We start from the raw sequence: 17374 nt of genomic DNA, 5'->3' as shown, positions 1-17374 counted from the left end.
GGGTGCGGCAGCGGGGCTCGTGTTAATAGTTGAGTACCACAAGGCTTTGCGCCTTTTTATCCGTACCTTTGCACCCGCAAAACCAACCCATATGGCCCAGAATATCCGGAACATTGCCATCATCGCTCACGTTGACCACGGCAAGACCACCCTGGTGGATAAGATTATCCACGCATCCAAAATTTTCGACGCGCACCAGCAGTTCGACGACCTCATCCTCGACAACAACGACCTGGAGCGCGAGCGCGGCATTACCATCGTTTCCAAAAACGTATCGGTACGCTACAACGGCACCAAAATCAACATCATCGATACCCCTGGTCACGCCGACTTCGGCGGTGAGGTAGAGCGCGTGTTGAAGCTGGCCGACGGTGTGCTGCTGCTCGTGGATGCCTTCGAAGGCGCCATGCCGCAGACGCGTTTCGTGCTCGGCAAAGCCATTGCCCTGGGCCTGAAGCCCATCGTGGTGGTAAACAAGGTAGACAAAGAAAACTGCCGCCCCGACGAGGTGCACGAGCAGGTGTTCGACCTCATGTTCAACCTCGGCGCGACCGAAGACCAGCTCGATTTCGTGACCCTGTACGGCTCGTCGAAGCAGGGCTGGATGAGCACCGACTGGAAAGTGAAAACCGACAACATTACGCCCCTGCTGGATGCCGTACTGGAGTCGATTCCGGCTGCGCCGACCCTGGAAGGCACGCCCCAGATGCAGATTACCTCGCTCGACTACTCGTCGTTCGTGGGCCGTATCGCCATCGGCCGCGTGCACCGCGGCACGCTGAAGGAAGGCGCCAACATGAGCCTGATGAAGGCCGACGGCAGCATCAAAAAGGTAAAAATTCGCGAGCTGCACGTGTTCGAAGGCCTCGGCCGCGTGAAGGTGAGCGAAGTGAGCAGCGGCGAAATCTGCGCCGTTTCGGGCATCGAAGGCTTCGACATTGGCGATACGCTGGCCGATTTCGAAAACCCGGAGGCCCTGGAGCGCATCAGCATCGACGAGCCGACGATGAACATGCTGTTCACCATCAACAACTCGCCGTTCTTCGGCAAGGAAGGCAAGTTTGTGACCTCGCGCCACCTGCGCGACCGTTTGTTCAAGGAAACCGAGAAAAACCTGGCCCTGCGCGTGCAGGCCACCGATAAGGAGGACTCGTTCCTGGTGTTCGGCCGCGGCATTCTGCACTTGTCGGTGCTCATCGAAACGATGCGTCGCGAGGGCTACGAGCTGCAAGTAGGTCAGCCCCAGGTTATTTTCAAGGAAGATGAGAACGGCAAACGCCAGGAGCCCATTGAGCTGCTGGTGGTGGACGTGCCCGAGGAAACGGCCGGCAAGGTGATTGAACTGGTGAGCATGCGCAAAGGCGAAATGACCATCATGGAGCCCAAAGGCGACCTGCAGCACCTGGAGTTCATGATTCCAAGCCGCGGCCTGATTGGCCTGCGCAACAACGTGCTGACTGCCACCGGCGGCGAGGCCATCATGAACCACCGCTTCGTGGACTACGAAGACCACAAAGGCACCATCCCCGGCCGCATTGCCGGCTCGCTGATTTCGCTGGAAACCGGCCCCGGCACGGCGTACACGATTGACAAGATGCAGGACCGTGGCGCGTTCTTCGTGGACCCGGGCGAAGAAGTGTACGCTGGCCAGGTTATCGGCGAGCACACCCGCCCCAACGACCTGACCATCAACATTCAGAAAGGCAAGAAGCTGACAAACATGCGCGCTTCGGGCTCGGACGACAACGCCAAGATTGTGCCCAAGCGCCAGTTTTCGCTGGAAGAAGCCATGGAATACATCCAGAAGGATGAATACCTGGAGGTGACGCCGAAGTCGATTCGTATGCGCAAGATTCTGCTCGACGAAAACGAGCGTCTGCGCTACGCCAAGCAGGCCGACTAATTATTCTTTGCTGAATGATTTTGAAGAGGGCGCGGCTTTGGTCGCGCCCTTTTTCATTCCCTGAACGCTACTTTTTGTTTTATGAATCAAGAAAATCTGAGCCGCTTCGTGCAGCTTTTTACCCTGAATGATGCGGAGGCTACCCGGCGCGTGAGCGAGCAGCTGGCGCTGGTCTTGCGCGACCCAGCCGCTTACCAGGAGCAGTTTGCCGAGGAACTGGAAGAGCGCGGCATTGTGGCGGCGCTGCCGGCGCAGGAGCTGCGCGATTTGGCGCTGATTGACGCGTTGTTGAGCGAGGAACTGCTCTGGGAAAGCGACTGGAAAGACCTGGCCGCCGACCTGGTTTACGGCATCAACGAAACGCTGACGCAGCAGAAACAGGCTGTGCGGCTGCCTGCGCCCGCCAGTGGGCGAGCTACGGTGACCGGTCCCGAAGCGCTGGACATCGTGCAGGATTTGGCCGAGCCGGTTGGGCTGGCGGTAGTGCTGTTTACTTTGGACAGCGACTCCTACGCCCTGAGCGTGGTAGCCGATGCACAGGCGGAAGAAACCCGTCAGCTGGCGCAGGAACTGGGCTTCGGAGTGACGGTGTATTAGCCCGGCAGGGCAGAATAATCGATTGTGTAAAGGCGGCAAGGCGTACCTTGCGACTCCATTCCCATTGCCCGATTATGCTGCTGAAAAACCTGCTGAGTGCCACGCTGCTACTGGCCGCCACCGCTGCCACGGCCCAGAACCGGCACGAATACCTGCTTGATTCCAACTGGAAATTCTCGAAAGGCGACGTGCCCAACGCGGCCAAACCCGATTTTGCTGATGCCAAGTGGCAGACGGTGAGCGTGCCGCACGACTGGGCCATTTCGGGCCCGTTTGATGGCAATAATGACCTGCAGGTCGTGAAGATTGAGCAGAACCAGGAGCAGCAGGCTACCCAGAAGTCGGGGCGCACGGGCGGGCTGCCGTTCATCGGCACGGGCTGGTACCGACGCAAGCTGGCGGTGCCGGGCTTCGGGTCGGGCCAGCGGGCGGTGCTGGTGTTTGATGGCGCGATGAGCGACCCGCACGTGTTTGTGAACGGCAAGGAAGCTGGCCACTGGGCCTACGGCTACAATTCGTTTTCGCTCGACATTACCTCGCTGCTGAAGCCCGGCGACAACAATGTGCTGGCCGTGCGCCTGCAAAACCAGCCCGAAGCCTCGCGCTGGTACCCCGGCGCGGGCCTCTACCGCAACGTGCACCTGGTGGTGACGGACGACGTGCACATTCCGGTGTGGGGCACCTATCTGACCACGCCCGAAATCACGGCGGCGCAGGCCAAAGTGACCCTAAAAACCACGGTGGAAATGCCCGGCGGCAAGCCGCAGCCGTTGCGACTCGATACCGAAATCCGCGATGCGGCGGGCAAAGTGGTGGCTACCACCAGCACGGAGCTTAGCAATGGCCTGACGTTTGAGCAGAACCTGACGGTGCCGCAGCCGCGGTTGTGGTCGCCGGAAACGCCGGTTCTTTATACGGCTTCGTCGAATCTGTATGCGGGCAAGGCGCTGAAAGACGCTTACAAAACCACGTTTGGCATTCGTTCCTTCAAGTTTGAGAAGGGCGTGGGCTTTTCGCTGAACGGGCAGCCGCGCAAGTTCAAGGGCGTGTGCAACCACCACGATTTGGGGCCGCTGGGCGCGGCCATCAACACGGCGGCTTTGCGGCGGCAATTGACCTTGCTGAAGGATTTGGGCTGCGACGCCATCCGGACGTCGCACAACATGCCCGCGCCGGAACTGGTGACGCTGTGCGACGAAATGGGCCTGATGCTGATGGTGGAGTCGTTTGACGAGTGGAAGGCGCCGAAGGTGAAGAATGGCTACAGCCAGTATTTCGACGAGTGGGTGGAGAAGGACCTGGTGAACATGGTGCACCACTACCGCAATAATGCGTCGGTGATAATGTGGAGCATCGGCAACGAGGTGCCAGACCAGAGCAATGCCAACGGCCCCCTCATTGCCAAGCGCCTGCAGGACATTGTGCACCGCGAAGACCCCACCCGCCCCGTGACCATGGGCATGGACCGCTACGACGACGATTTCAAGTACGGCATCGTGAACGTGGTGGACATTCCCGGCTTCAACTACAAGCCGCACCGCTATGCCCAGGCCCTGACCAAGCTGCCGCAGGGCTTCCTGCTCGGCTCCGAAACGGCTTCGACGGTGAGCTCGCGCGGGGTGTACAAGTTTCCGGTGGAAAAGGCTAAGCAGAAACAGTATCCGGATAATCAGTCGTCGAGCTACGACCTGGAGGCCTGCGTGTGGTCGCAGACGCCGGACGAGGAATTTGCCGCCCAGGATGACATTCCAAATGCCATTGGAGAGTTTGTGTGGACGGGTTTTGACTACCTGGGCGAGCCCACGCCCTACGATGAGAAATGGCCTTCGCACAGCTCTTACTTCGGCATTCTGGATTTGGCCGGCATGCCGAAGGACCGGTACTACCTCTACCGCGCCCGCTGGAACACGGCCCAGCCCACGATGCATATCCTGCCGCACTGGACCTGGCCCGGCCGCGAAGGCCAGACTACGCCGGTTTTTGCCTACACCAGCTACCCCTCGGCCGAGCTGTTTGTGAACGGCCAGAGCCAGGGCCGCCAAACCAAAGGCCCGTCGAATGAGCCCCAATCGCGCTACCGCCTGATGTGGAAGGACGTGAAATACGCGCCCGGCAGCATCAAAGTAGTGGCCTACGATGCCCAGGGCAAAGCGGTAGCCACAGAAGAAGTGAAAACCGCCGGCGCGCCGCACCACATCAAGCTGGTGGCCGACCGCACGGCCCTGGCGGCCGATGGCAAGGACCTGGCCTTCATCACCGCCCGCGTGGAGGATAAGGACGGCAACCTCTGCCCCGACGCGGCGCAGTCGCTCAGCTTTGCGGTGAGTGGTGCGGGCAGCTTCCGGGCCATCGGCAACGGCGATGCCACGAATCTGGAGAGCTTCCAGAAACCGCAGATGCGCGCGTTTCAGGGGCAGCTGGTGGCCATTGTGCAGGCTGGTGGCAAAGCTGGCGCGGTGCAGGTGAAAGCCAGCGGAGCGGGGCTGCAGGCGGGCAGTCTGACCCTGCAAACCAAAGCTCAGTAGTTGTTATAACCCGGTGCTTTACGAGGCCGTGCGCTGGCGCACGGCCTCAAATGCCAGCACAGCGCCGGCCACGCTCACGTTGAGCGAGTCGATGCGGCCCATCATAGGGATGATGATGGTGTCGTCGCAGGCGGCGAGGGCGGTAGGCGTTAGGCCGTCGGCTTCGGTGCCGAGCACGAGGGCCGTGGGCTGGCGGAAGTTGCAGTCGAGGTAGGAGTGCGCTTGGGGCGTGAGGGCAGCGGCGTAGCTACGAATGCCGTTGGAGCGCAGGAAGGCGGTGATTTCCGCCATTGGCGCGGCGACGACGGGTACCGAAAACACGCAGCCGATGCTGGAGCGGATGGTATTGGGGTTGTAGAGGTCGGTGCGCGGGTCGCCGATGAGGACGGCGTCGACCGGGGCGGCGTCGGCGGTGCGGAGGATGGCGCCGAGGTTGCCGGGTTTCTCCACGGCTTCGAGCACGAGGAGCAGCGGGTCGGCGGGCAGGCGCAGGTCGGCCAAGGTGCGGGCGGGGGTGCGGAGGACAGCCAACAGGCCGTCGGAACCTTCGCGGTAGGCTACTTTCTCAAAGACCGGGCGCGTGACTTCGAACCATTCGGGCGCGTCTTTCTTGCCCAGAAACAGGCTCCTCAGTTCGGCCTCGCCGGTTTCGCCGGCCAGCTCGGGACAGGTGTAGATGGTGGCTACCGGTACGCCAGCCTCGACGGCAACGGTGAGCTCGCGCAGGCCTTCTACCAGTGTAAGCCCAAGGGCGCGACGCTCGGCCGACTTCTGTTGCAGCTTCAGCAGCTGCTTGATGCGTGGGTTTTGGGGGCTGCTGAGGCGGTCGAGGGGAGCAAATGGCATGGCGCAAAGATACCGGCCGGCTGCCGGCCCCAACCATCGCCGGGCCGGCCGCGTAGGGCGGCCCAGTACCTTCGCAACCGATGAACTTAAAAAACAACACCAAAATCATCGTAGGCTTTGCCTTGGCCATTGGCGTGCTGCTGCTTACGGCGGCGGCTTCGTTCTGGAGCATCCGGGGGCTAAGCGTGCAAACCCAGAACGTGGAGCACACCTATCAGGTGCTGCAGGAGGCCGAAACCATTACGGCGGTGCTCAAAGATGCCCAGGCGGGCACGCGCGGCTACCTGCTCACCGGCGACACGGTGTACCTGCGCCCCTACAGCATGGCCACCGGCCAGCTGCCCGCCGCCCTGGAGCGCGTGCAGGCCCTGACCGTGGACAACCCCGCCCAGCGCGCCCGGCTCGACTCCCTGCGCGCCTTGGTGGAGCAGGAGTTTCAAATTCTGCGGCCCCTCACGGAGATAAAAAAATCCATGAGCCAGTCGGCCATGCAAACCCTGCTCGACACCGACCGGCAGACCCTGCGCCAGGTGCGCATGCTATATGCCCGCATCAAAAGCAGCGAGCTGGCCCTGCTGGCCCAGCGCAGTGCGTTGCAGGACGTATTTGAAAAAGCGACGCCCATCGTGGTGCTCATTTCGGCGGTGCTGGCCGTGCTGATTGTGGTGTGGCTGGTGGTAAAAATTGTGAAGGAGCTGGAAGACAACCGCCGCCTGCAAGCCGAACTGGCCGAGGTAAATGCGCAGGTGAGCCGCCGCATTGCCCAGATTCGGGAGTTGGCCGAGCAGGTGGTGCAGGGCGATTACACCGTTAAAATCACAGACGATGCCGAGGATAACCTGGGTGGGCTGGCCACGTCGCTCAACCGTATGACGCAGACGCTGGAAGGCAGCTTCAGCGCGCTGGAGAAGCGCAACCGCGAGCTCGACCAGTTTGCCTACGTGGCTTCACACGACTTGAAAGCGCCGCTGCGGGGCGTGACCACCATTGTGAAGTGGATTGAGGACGAGCTGGCCGCCGAGCTTTCGCCCCAGCTCCGCACCTACCTCGACCAGATGAAGGGCCGCCTGGCGCGCCTCGAAGACTTGATAAACGGGCTGTTGGCCTACGCCCGCGTGGGCCGCACGGCCGCCCAATCGCGCGAGACGGTGAGCGTGCAGCAGCTCCTGACCGAAGTAGCCGACCTGGTGGTGCCGCCCGATTTCACGCTCCGCATCGGCCCCGACATGCCCACTTTCGAAACCGACCGGCTGAGCCTGCAACAAGTGTTCACCAACCTGCTCTCGAACGCCGTGAAATACCACCAGCGCGGGGCCGGCCACCTCGAGGTGACGTGCCAGGACATTGGCCGCTACTACGAGTTTCGGGTGCAGGACGACGGCCCGGGCATCGCGCCGGAGTACCACCAGAAGATTTTCCTGCTCTTCCAAACCCTGCGCGACCGGCACACGGCCGAAAGCACGGGCATTGGCCTGAGCATCGTGCAGAAAATTATTAACGACCAACAGGGCACTATTCGCGTCGATTCGGCGGTGGGGCAAGGGGCCGGTTTTATCTTTACGTGGCCGAAATAACCACGAGCGGAGCTGTCATCCTGAGCGCACGAAGGATGACAGGCGAACTCACAGCTACCATTCAATTATTACCCTATTATGCGTTCTGTTTTACTAGTCGAAGACGATATTTTTGATACGATGACAGCGGAGAAGTCCTTCGCCAAGTTCAACGTGCCGCACCAGCTGCACACGGCCTTCAACGGCGAAGAAGCCCTGGACCTGCTGCTGGGGCGAAATGGCGCGGAGGCCCTGCGCCCGCTGCCCGAGGTTATCCTGCTCGACCTGAACATGCCCCGCATGAACGGCGTCGAGTTCCTGACTGAGCTGCGCGCCAACCCCGAATTTCAGCACATTCCGGTGTTCATCACCACCACCTCGAGCATGGAGGAAGACCGCGCCGACGCCGAAAATCTGGGCGTGAGCGGCTACATCCTTAAGCCGCTGGATTTTGAAACCGGCACCGACCTCTCGGACAGCCTGAGCCTGCTGGAGAAGCTCCTCAAATAGCACTGGCTGCGCCGAAGCAACTGCGGGTTCACTTGCCCTTCACGATAGAAGTGCGGAATTTACCGCCGATTGCCGACGTTCCTTTTTGGTGGTTTGCTGGCCCGGGCGCGGGGGTTTGCGCGGGGTTCGGTATTATTGGCGGGGCAAGGCTACCTTGTTCGGCCCGTTGGTCTTAATTGCTGTCCTTCCGTATGAAAATTCCCGTTTTATACCCGGCCCTGCTGCTGATGCTGCTTGGGGGGCGCACGGCACAAGCGCAGGATGATGGCCCGCGCCAGCTGGGTGCGCCGCCGACCATGCCCACGCCCGCCCGGCCCCGCCCGGCCCCGGCCCCGCGCCAGCTGGAAACCGTGCCCGTCGCCCCGGCCGATTCTTCGCGCCGCGCTGCCGTGACGGCCCCGCAGCCCGCCCCCATGGCCGCGCCCGCCCCGGTGTATGCGCCCACGCCGCCCGGCCAGTTGCCGGGCAACAACGCCCGCCCCGCCCGCTTCCAGGTAGGCCTGAAAAATGGGATGGTGTATTCGGCCAACGACGTGGAGACGAAGAATCCGCTCTTCGGCCGCTCCTACCTGCTGCTGGACGGGCGGCAGAGGTTTGAGCTAGCGGAAGTAGGGTTTTATGAGGACGAAACGGGCCACTACGTCCGCACCACGCTGCCCAATTCCTCGCGGGAAACCACGCTGCGCCGCGAAAAGACCGGGCGCATCAGCCTCTATTCCATCACTACTTCGCAGTACAACTCCGGGCCGGGGGGCTTTGGCTACCCAGGCTATGGCTACGGCGGCTATGGCGTGGGTTACGGGGGCTTTGGCGGCTACCCTTACGGCGGCTACCGCACGGTAAAAACCGAATATTTTTCCAAAGACAACGGCCCCATTCAGAACCTGACCACCAACAACCTGATGCTGGCTACCCGCGACAATGCCGGGGCGCAGGAGCTGCTCCTGGACTCGCGTCGGTACCAGCGGCTCACGCTGGGCAGCTACTTGGTGGGCGGCGGACTGCTCGTGGCCGGGCTGTTTCAGTCGCTGCGCCCCGGCGATGGCCAGGCGGGCATTTCGCCGTTGGTTTACGCGGCTATTCCAGTACTCATTGTGCCCATTGTGCTGCAAAGCAAGCAAGCCAACAACCAGCGCCAGGCCATTGCCCTGTATAATTCGGCGCGGTAGCACCCAGAAAAAGCTGTCATCCTGAGCGCAGCGAAGGACCCTATCACGACTGATTCGACTGAAGTACCGCAGACTATATAAGCGTGATAGGGTCCTTCGCTACGCTCAGGATGACAAACTTCTTCAATCCTCATTGAGTGCAGCGTAACGCCGTCCGGCCTCACAGCGTAGGCCGGGCATGAAACCTACCGCTCCTGCCACAACTGCCGAAGCCCAGGCCGCCGACTTTGCCGCCCGCCAGGTAAAGGCGCTGCTGGTGCACGAGCGGCTCTGCGCCGAATACGGAGCCCCGTTCCGCTTCTTCAGCACCAAAGACCCGCTGAGCGAACTGGTGAGCGCCCTGCTCTCGCACCGCACCAAAAACGCTGATTCGCACCGCGCCTACCAGGAGCTGACCGCTACTTTCCCCACCTGGGAAGCCGTGCGCGATGCGCCCACCGAGGCCGTGCAGCACGCCATCCGGGCCTGCACCTGGCCCGAGCAGAAAGCCCCGCGCATCCAAGCGGTGCTGCGCGAAATCAGCCAGCGCTGCGGGTCGGATGCGCCTTGCTCCTTAGACTTTCTAGCTGCTATGCCCGTACCCGAAGCCCGCGCCTGGCTGGAAAGCATCAGCGGCGTGGGGCCCAAGACCAGCGCGGCCACCTTGCTGTTCAGCAACCTGCGCATCCCGGCCATGCCCGTGGATAGCCACCACCACCGCGTGGCCCAGCGCCTGGGCCTCATCGGGCCGAAGGTGGGCGAAGGCCCGGCCCACAAGCTGCTCGAAGCCCTGCTGCCGCCCGGCTGGGACGCCCAGCAGGTGTACGACCACCACGAGGCGCTCATGTTTCATGGGCAGAAGTGCTGCTATTTTTCATCGCCGGCCTGTGGGCGCTGCGTGGTGCTGGACCAGTGCCCGTTTGGGCAGGCCCGGCTGGGCGGAAAAGCTGCATGACGTTCTTTTGAGAAAATCCGAAGAAATTCACCATGATTCTGCACCTGCGGGCCAAGCCCAATGCCCGCCAAAACCAATTGTTGCGCGCTGCCGATGGCACCCTAACCGTGCGCCTGAAAGCGCCGCCGCAGGAAGGCCAGGCCAATGCCGTACTGCAGGCGTTTCTGGCCACTGTGTTTGCCGTACCCAAAAGCAGCGTACTGCTGCTGAGCGGCCACACGGCCCCGTTCAAAAAGCTGGAAATTGAAGGAGTGACTGAGGAAGATGGTCAACGGATACTAGCCGGGCTACTGGCCTGAATGCCGGAATAGCCTGCAGCGGCAACTGACAGGCCGTAACTTCCGGGCCAGTTTCCGCTTCCCTCCTCTCCCTCTTCCCTACCTTCCCGCCGCCATGTCAGCCGATTTCCAGCCGCTGCTCGATGCCCTGAAATTCTCGCCCGATAACCTGCCTCTGCGCCAACACCTGGTCCGCCAGCTCAACGCCGCCGGCCAGCCGCACGAGGCCGAAGCCCTGTGCCGCGAGGGCCTGCGCCAATATCCCACCGACGATGCCCTGCGCCTGAGCCTAGCCGAAGCTTACCTGGCTACCGGCAAGCACTCGGCCGCCTTTGTGGTGGTGGAAGAGCTGCTGGACCAGCACCCCGACCACGCCCCCGCGCACCGGCTGCACGCCCGCCTACTGCTGGCCACCGGCCAGCCCGCCGAAGCCCGCACGGCTTACGACCACGCCGTTGAACTCGACCCGGACGCAGCTGATTCTGCCCTCGACCAAGCCCTTGCAGCCGCCCTGCCCGCCCCGCGCGTGCCCGCTGCTACTGGCAGCAGCTCTGCCGCGCCCGCCGATGCCACCACCGATGCTTTCAACGTCCAGGCCCAGCTGCTGGGGCTGGAAAAACCCAAAATCAACTTTGCCGATGTAGGCGGCATGGAGGCGGTGAAAGACGAAATCCGCCTCAAAATCATTCATCCGCTGCAATTCCCGGACCTGTACAAGGCCTACGGCAAGGCCAGCGGCGGCGGCCTGCTGCTGTACGGTCCGCCCGGCTGCGGCAAAACCCACCTGGCCCGCGCCACGGCCGGCGAGGTGCAGGCCAGCTTTATCAGCGTGGGCATTTCGGATATTCTGGACATGTGGCTGGGCAACAGCGAAAAGAACCTGCACAAGGTGTTTGCGCTAGCCCGCGCACAGGCCCCGTGCGTGCTGTTTTTTGACGAAGTGGACGCCCTGGCCGCCAACCGCCACGACCTGCGCCAAAGCGCGGGCCGCACCGTGATAAACCAGTTTCTGGAGGAACTGGACGGGGCCACGCACTCCAACGAGGGCGTGCTCATTATGGCCGCTACCAATGCGCCCTGGCAGCTTGACCCTGCCTTCCGCCGCCCCGGCCGGTTCGACCGCATCACGCTGGTGACGCCGCCCGACGAGCCGGCCCGGACTGCTATTCTCGACATTTTATTGCGCGGCAAGCCCCTGGCTCCGGGCGTGAACGTGGCCGCCGTGGCCGCCCGCACCGCCGGCCTCAGCGGGGCCGACCTGATGGCGCTGGTGGATGGGGCCGTGGACGTGTGCCTGCGCGCCTCCATGCGCAGCGGCCGCCCCCTGCCCATCGAGCAAAGCCACCTGCTGGATGCCGCCAAGCAAGTAAAGCCCAGCACCAAGGAATGGTTTGCCACGGCCCGCAACTACGCACTGTACTCCAACGAAGGCGGGCTCTACGACGACATTCTGGTGTATTTGGGGGTGAAAAAGCCGGGGGGACTGTAATGGCGCCGGCGCTGGGACAATCGGTGCGGGGGCAGCCCGGCTGGTTTGCGCAGGTCGAAAACCTGGTCGCGGTGCATCGCTACGCCCTGGCCGAGGAGCTGACGCGCCACGAGCTGACCCAGAACCCCCGCTCAGGCTTTGCGCTGGTGGTGCTGAGCATGGTGCTGAACAGCCAGGACCGGCACCCCGAGGCCGAGGCGGCGGCCCGCAGCGCAGTGGCCGCCCAGCCCAGCTATGCCGAGGCGTACTATTTCCTGGCCCTCAGCCTCGGCAACCAGCGCCGCAACAAAGAGGCCGGGGAGGCCCTCGCTACCGCCTTGGGACTGGACCCCGGCAAGCCGAAATTCTACGCCCTGCGCAGCTACCTGGAGCTGGCGTGGGGCCATCCGGTGCAAAGCCGGGCCACGGCCGAAGCCGGTCTGCGCTGGGACCCCGCCAACCTGGATTGCCTGTATCGCCAGCTGCAAGCGCTGCGTCAACTCGATGAAAACGACCTGGCCGAAGCCACGGCCCGCACTATACTCAGCCTCGACCCTAGCCACTGGCGGGCGCACCTGGCGCTGGGCCAGCTGCTGTTGCCGCGCGAAGCCTATGCCGAAGCCGAAGGCCATTTCCGCACGGCCCTGCAGTACCACCCGGACTCCCAGGAAGCCCGCGCGGGCCTTTCAGTGAGCTGGAAACAACGCTACTGGCTGCCGCGCCAGATGGAGCGGCTGGACGGATATATTGTGGCCTACAACGAATGGTTCGTGGCCCGGCTGGGCACCGCCGGCCATGCGGTAGCAATGCTGGGCCTGACGCTGGCTATTTCCATGTTGTGCGTGCCCTTGCTGCTACTCTACGGCTGGGCCTACCTGCGCTGGCGCCTGGCCCCCGTGGTGATGCAGCTGCGGGGCCGCCCCCTGGCCTGGCTGGGGCCGCTGAGCTGGCGATTGGTAGCGGCCGGCCTGGGCTGCGTGGGCGCGGCAGTGCTGGCCGTGTTGCTGCCGGCCCGACTGCCGGTGGTGGCCGCCACGCTGGCCGGACTAGCCGCCCTGGGCGTGTGGCAAGGGTCATGGCGCGAAGTGTGGGGCGAGTCGGAACATCGGTACGCCCAATGGATGTGGGTGGGCGGGGCCGCTGCCATCGTGTTTATTTTCTGGCTCGATGATGCCCCTTTGGCAATCAAGAGCCGGCTGATGCTATTCGCGTACACCGGGTTTCTTAGTGCCGCAGTGTTTCTCCGGCCGCCCACAGCCCGGTAGGCAGCTGGCAGTTTCCACTTTGTCTTTCCCCGCTTGCTCATGGCCCATTCCCTCTCTGCTGGCTCCGCTGGTCTGGCGCGCGTCTGGCTGCTGCTGGAGCACCGCCGGCCGCAGCAAGCCGCCCAGCTGGCCCGCCAGTGCCTGGCCGCCGACCCCGTCCACGCGCCCACCCACCTGGCACTTGCCGAAGCCCTGCGCCAGCTCGGCCGGCTCGACGAAGCCCGCCAAAGCGCGCAAACGGCCATCGGCCTGGCTCCGGAAGACGCCCAGTGCCACCACCTGCTGGCCCTCATCCTGGGCCAGCAAGGCCACCTGCGCAAAGCCGAGCTGGTGATACTGGATGCCATTCGACTGAATCCAGTCAGCGCGGTTTTTTTCGGGTTTCTGGCCCAGGTGCGGTATTTGCTGCACCGCCCCGCCGAAGCCCTTGCCAGCGCCAACAACGGTCTGGCCCTGGATGCCCGAAACGTGGAATGCCTGCTGTGGCGGGCCCTGGCCCAGGAGCAGCGCGACCACCCTGAGGCCGCCGACGAAGATTTCCACCGCTTGCTGCACGTGGCCCCCACCAACCACCTGGTGCATGCCCGGCGCGGACTACTGCTGCTCAACCGCTTCGAGCCCGCCGCCGCCGAGCCCCACCTTGCCGAGGCCCTGCGCCAGGCTCCCAACCGCGCCGCCCAGCTACTGCCGCTGCTGCAGCGGGCCCGGCGTGAGCAGCACTGGCCCATCTGGTTTTTGCGCAGCGAGCGGCAGGTGGCCGAGCGCCGGGCCCTGGGCCTCGAACCCGGGCTGAGCGTGCTGTTCTACCGGATTTGTGGTACCGGAGCCGTAGTCCGGGCGTGGTGGCGCACGCGCCACGACCCGATATTCCGGCTGTCGCCCAAACAGGTTTGGCAACGCCGACTCGGCTTTTGGGTAGCAGGCATTTTGCTGCTGCCACCGCTGATACTTTTGGGAGATTACCTCGGGCTAATTAACGCCAGTATTCCACTGACCCAGCCCCAATCAGTTGGCCTGGCCGTTGGGGTGACGGCGTCCATCTTCATCCCCTTGCTGATTATGAGAAAGCTGAACGAATGAGCCATTTTCACTTTCCCTTGCCGCAACAGTCGGCGCCAGCAGGCCACGCCAGCCAACCCGAAATCAGCTACTTTCCGCGCTTCCAGCGGTAGTATTTGCGGTACCAGGGCGAGGTTTTCTTGAGCAGGCTGCTGGCCGATTCGTTTGGAAACATGTTCACCCGGAACACCTGCATGCGGTCGTCTTCAATGGTCATGCCGCCCGTGTCGGTGGCCACGCCGAGGGTAAAACCGGCTTCGCGCACGGCCGCTTTTACAGGCTCATTCAAGTCGCCGTAGGGGTAGGCGAAGCTCACAATTTCGGTTTCCAGAGCAGTTTCCAGCGCGGTTTTGCTGCGCTGTATTTCGGTGGCGGCTTCGGGCAGCGGCAGCGTGGTAAGCCGAGGGTGCGACATGGTGTGCGCGCCAATTTCCCAGCCAGCGGCCACGAAAGCGCGCTTCTGGCCCAGGTCCATTATTTCGGAGCGAGGCTCATCGGGGTCGAAATCCGCGTCCCACTGGTTGTAGCGAATATTGGCATCGCCCAGCAGGTAGAGTACGCCCCGGTAGCCGTACTGCTGCATGAGGGGCAGCAGGTTGGTGTAGTTATCGGTGTAGCCGTCGTCGAATGTCAGGATGATGGGACGGCGCGGGAATTCGCGTAGCGGCAGTTCGCCGCTGGCGTATTTCAGGTAATCGGCGAAGGTGATGGGGGTTAATTTCTGCTGCTTGAAATAGGCCAGGTGCTTTTCAAAATTCTCCTTCGTGACGTAAATCTGGTGTTTGGTGGCCAGCGGCACGTCGGGAATTTTGTGGTACATGAGCACCGGGATGAAGCTGGGCACGGCCTTTTGCATCCGCGCCGCCTGGTACACTTCCAGCACTCGTGCCGCCACGGTGTCCAGATTATAATGTGCCCGCACCTGCTGGCGTAGCGCCGCCGACACTGCCTGCGGCTGCCGCAAAAATCCCTGCGCATCGGCCAGCAGCGCGGCAAAGTCAACTTCCGAAGGGCTTTGCTGGGCCGAGATGTCGCCAAAATTGGAAGCCGCAGCCGAGGCAAAAGATTTTTCCGTAACCAGGCCCGCATAGCTGGCCTCGCCCAGCGCCAGCACCGGCCGGCCCGCGCCCAGCGCTTCTATGGCGACCCGCCCCGCCCCAATCACCAGCGTGGTGCGGGCCAGCCAGCCGGGCACGTCAGCGGTGAAGCCCACTACCTCAATCCGCTCACCGAATTCTGCTTGCAGCTGCGCCAGGGCCGTTTTGCCCGCTGCCGGCAGGTGTTGCAATTCGCCGCCGATGAGCGCCACCCGCAACGTTGAAAACTCACGCAGCAGCGCCGGAAACACCTGCTCCAACAGCGCCGCCGCCCGCTCGCCCTTGCCCCCGTTGAAGCGCCCGATAAAGGAAATTCTCAAGGTGGAATTCTCGCTTGCTAACTCCCCGCTGCCGAAAGCCACGCCGTTAGGAATAGCCACAATTTTGGCCGCATCCATCTTGACCTCAGTGATGAGATGCTCGCGCAGATTGGCGCAAATGGCAATGACTTTGTCGCCGTACACATCGAACAGCGACGTGGACGTGTGCAGGTGCTGGCGGCCGTGCACGGTGCTCACCAGCGGCACCGCCAAGCCGCGCAGGGCAAAATAGCTCACCCAGCTGGCTGCCCGCGAGTGGCAATGCACCACGTCAATCTGTTCTCTTTTAACCACCTGCCGAATGATACGCGCATTGCGCAGCCGCTGCCGGTAGCTGCGGTTGCTAATGCCCGCCCACACCAGCGTGGCCCCGGTGGGCAGGCTGTCGGCATCGGCCACCACCCATACCTGGTGGCCCTGGGCGCGGTGGGCTTCGGCCAGTTGCACGGCATAGGCCACGGAGCCCGCAAAAAACTCAGCCGAAAGAACGTGGAGAATGCGCATGCCGCAAAGGTATTGCCGGGCATTCGTAAGGGCAGGAGGGTGTGGGGGTGGGAGGGCGTGAGTTGATAATACTATACTAACAACTCATCCCCTCCCACCCCCACACCCTCCTACCCTGTCAATTACCCCCGTGCCCGGCCGGCCACGTTGTCCAGGTACTTCTGGCCGTTGCCGGTGTTCAGGAGCAGGATTTTCTCATCGGGCTGGATTTCGCCGCTGGCTAGCAACTGGCGGGCGGCCGTCCAGACCGCGCCGCCTTCAGGGGCCACGAACAGGCCTTCCTGCTGGCCCAAGTCACGCATGCCGGCCAGCATGCCTTCTTCGCTCACGCTCACCACGGTGCCGTTCGATTCGTGGAGGACGCGCAGCATCAGGTTTTCGCCCAGTGGGTGGGGCACGGCCAGGCCATTGGCCAGCGTAGCGCGGCCCTGGTAGGCGTGGCAGTTGGGCTGGCGGCCTTCGTAAGTTTCGAGCAGCGGGCAGCAGTTTTCGGCCTGCACGGCCACCATGCGGGGTAATTTCACGTCGGGCGCCAGCCAGCCGAGCTGCTTCATTTCCTGAAACGCCTTCCAGATGCCGATGAGGCCGGTGCCGCCGCCGGCGGGGTAGAGCAGCACGTCGGGCAGCGTCCAGTTCAGTTGTTCGGCAATTTCGTAGCCCATGGTTTTCTTGCCTTCGAGGCGGTAGGGCTCTTTCAGGGTCGAGATATCGAGCAGCGCGCCGTCGGCATTGCGCTGGCGCACCCGCGCCCCACAGTCGCTGATGAGGCCGTCGACCAGTTCCACTTCGGCCCCGTACCAAAGGCATTCCTCCCGGAACGCCTGCGGGGTGTGGCGGGGCATCACCACCACGGCCCGCAGGCCGGCGCGGGCGCAGTAAGCGGCCATTGCCACGCCCGCATTGCCGGCCGTGGGGATAATGCAGCCGTCCACGCCCAGCTCCTTGGCTTTGGATACGGCCATGCTCAGGCCCCGCGCCTTGAAGGAGCCGGTGGGGTTCTGGCCTTCGTCTTTGAGCAGCAGGTGGGCCAGCTCGTAGCGGGCAGCCAGGCGCGGCAGGCGCAGCAGCGGCGTAAGGCCCTCGCCGAGGGTCACTCTGTTTTCCTCGTGCAGCAGCGGCAGCAGCGCGCCGTAGCGCCACATCGAGGCATCGGCTTGGTCGATGACGGCGCGGCTGAGGGGCTCGTGCAAGTCATAATCAGCCACCAGGGGCACATTACAGCAGGCCGAAACCCGTTGCAGGTCGAAGGCAGAATATTTGGTACCGCAGGCGGAGCAGTGCAGCGCAGCCAGGCGGGAAAAGGAATCAGAGGCAACCAGTTTCATGGGGCAAAGTACGGAATGGCT

Annotated in this window: 14 protein-coding genes; 11 read left to right on the top strand and 3 right to left on the bottom strand. The window is 63.2% G+C overall.

Annotated features, from left to right (window positions below):
- Positions 1–91: 91 nt before the first annotated feature.
- The 3 genes from typA (at position 92) to galB (ending at position 5025) form a co-directional block, all read left to right on the top strand.
- Entirely contained in the window at positions 92–1903 is a 1812-nt protein-coding gene (gene typA, locus I7X13_RS05675) for a translational GTPase TypA (RefSeq protein ID WP_198067007.1), read from the top strand.
- Between the two features lie 81 nt (positions 1904–1984).
- On the top strand, positions 1985–2500 hold the full coding sequence (locus I7X13_RS05670) for a DUF6630 family protein (protein ID WP_198074723.1): 516 nt from the start codon (positions 1985–1987) through the stop codon (positions 2498–2500).
- Between the two features lie 74 nt (positions 2501–2574).
- Positions 2575–5025, top strand: a complete 2451-nt coding sequence (gene galB / locus I7X13_RS05665; protein WP_198074722.1) for a beta-galactosidase GalB — start codon at positions 2575–2577, stop codon at positions 5023–5025.
- Between the two features lie 18 nt (positions 5026–5043).
- Here galB and I7X13_RS05660 read toward each other — a convergent pair whose 3' ends face one another.
- Complete coding sequence (locus I7X13_RS05660; RefSeq protein WP_198074721.1) at positions 5044–5871, bottom strand: TrmH family RNA methyltransferase; 828 nt, start codon at positions 5869–5871, stop codon at positions 5044–5046.
- Positions 5872–5951: 80 nt separating this feature from the next.
- Here I7X13_RS05660 and I7X13_RS05655 point away from each other — a divergent pair, with 80 nt between their 5' ends.
- The 8 genes from I7X13_RS05655 (at position 5952) to I7X13_RS05620 (ending at position 14128) form a co-directional block, all read left to right on the top strand.
- Positions 5952–7445 (top strand): sensor histidine kinase, encoded by a 1494-nt coding sequence (locus tag I7X13_RS05655; protein WP_198067011.1) that lies wholly within the window; start codon positions 5952–5954, stop codon positions 7443–7445.
- Positions 7446–7523: 78 nt separating this feature from the next.
- Positions 7524–7934 (top strand): response regulator, encoded by a 411-nt coding sequence (locus I7X13_RS05650; RefSeq protein ID WP_198067012.1) that lies wholly within the window; start codon positions 7524–7526, stop codon positions 7932–7934.
- 191 nt (positions 7935–8125) lie between these two features.
- Positions 8126–9103, top strand: coding sequence for a hypothetical protein (locus I7X13_RS05645; RefSeq protein WP_198074720.1), 978 nt, complete (start codon positions 8126–8128; stop codon positions 9101–9103).
- A 178-nt stretch (positions 9104–9281) separates the two neighbouring features.
- Entirely contained in the window at positions 9282–10037 is a 756-nt protein-coding gene (locus I7X13_RS05640; protein ID WP_233454690.1) for an endonuclease III domain-containing protein, read from the top strand.
- Between the two features lie 32 nt (positions 10038–10069).
- Positions 10070–10336 carry a DUF167 domain-containing protein gene (locus I7X13_RS05635; protein WP_198074719.1) on the top strand — a complete coding sequence of 89 codons (267 nt, stop codon included), beginning with the start codon at positions 10070–10072 and terminating at the stop codon, positions 10334–10336.
- A gap of 94 nt (positions 10337–10430) precedes the next feature.
- The gene (locus I7X13_RS05630) at positions 10431–11804 is read left to right on the top strand and encodes an ATP-binding protein (RefSeq protein ID WP_198074718.1); all 1374 of its coding nucleotides are present in this window, start codon (positions 10431–10433) and stop codon (positions 11802–11804) included.
- Positions 11804–13048, top strand: coding sequence for a tetratricopeptide repeat protein (locus I7X13_RS05625; RefSeq protein ID WP_198074717.1), 1245 nt, complete (start codon positions 11804–11806; stop codon positions 13046–13048). The genes I7X13_RS05630 and I7X13_RS05625 overlap by 1 nt, the downstream gene beginning before the upstream one ends.
- A 39-nt stretch (positions 13049–13087) precedes the next feature.
- Positions 13088–14128: a tetratricopeptide repeat protein gene (locus I7X13_RS05620; RefSeq protein ID WP_198074716.1), complete on the top strand. Its 1041-nt coding sequence runs from the start codon at positions 13088–13090 to the stop codon at positions 14126–14128.
- Between the two features lie 67 nt (positions 14129–14195).
- On the opposite strand, the gene I7X13_RS05615 is transcribed toward I7X13_RS05620, so the two are convergent.
- Positions 14196–16028: a polysaccharide deacetylase family protein gene (locus tag I7X13_RS05615; protein ID WP_198074715.1), complete on the bottom strand. Its 1833-nt coding sequence runs from the start codon at positions 16026–16028 to the stop codon at positions 14196–14198.
- Between the two features lie 122 nt (positions 16029–16150).
- On the bottom strand, positions 16151–17353 hold the full coding sequence (locus I7X13_RS05610) for a threonine synthase (protein WP_198074714.1): 1203 nt from the start codon (positions 17351–17353) through the stop codon (positions 16151–16153).
- Between the last annotated feature and the right edge of the window lie 21 nt (positions 17354–17374).

The sequence above is a fragment of the Hymenobacter negativus genome (assembly GCF_016056375.1).
In the GTDB taxonomy this organism is placed as follows: Bacteria; Bacteroidota; Bacteroidia; order Cytophagales; family Hymenobacteraceae; genus Hymenobacter; species Hymenobacter negativus_A.
The sequence above is the reverse complement of the archived record's forward strand: the minus strand, read 5'-3'. Positions and strand labels throughout refer to the sequence as shown.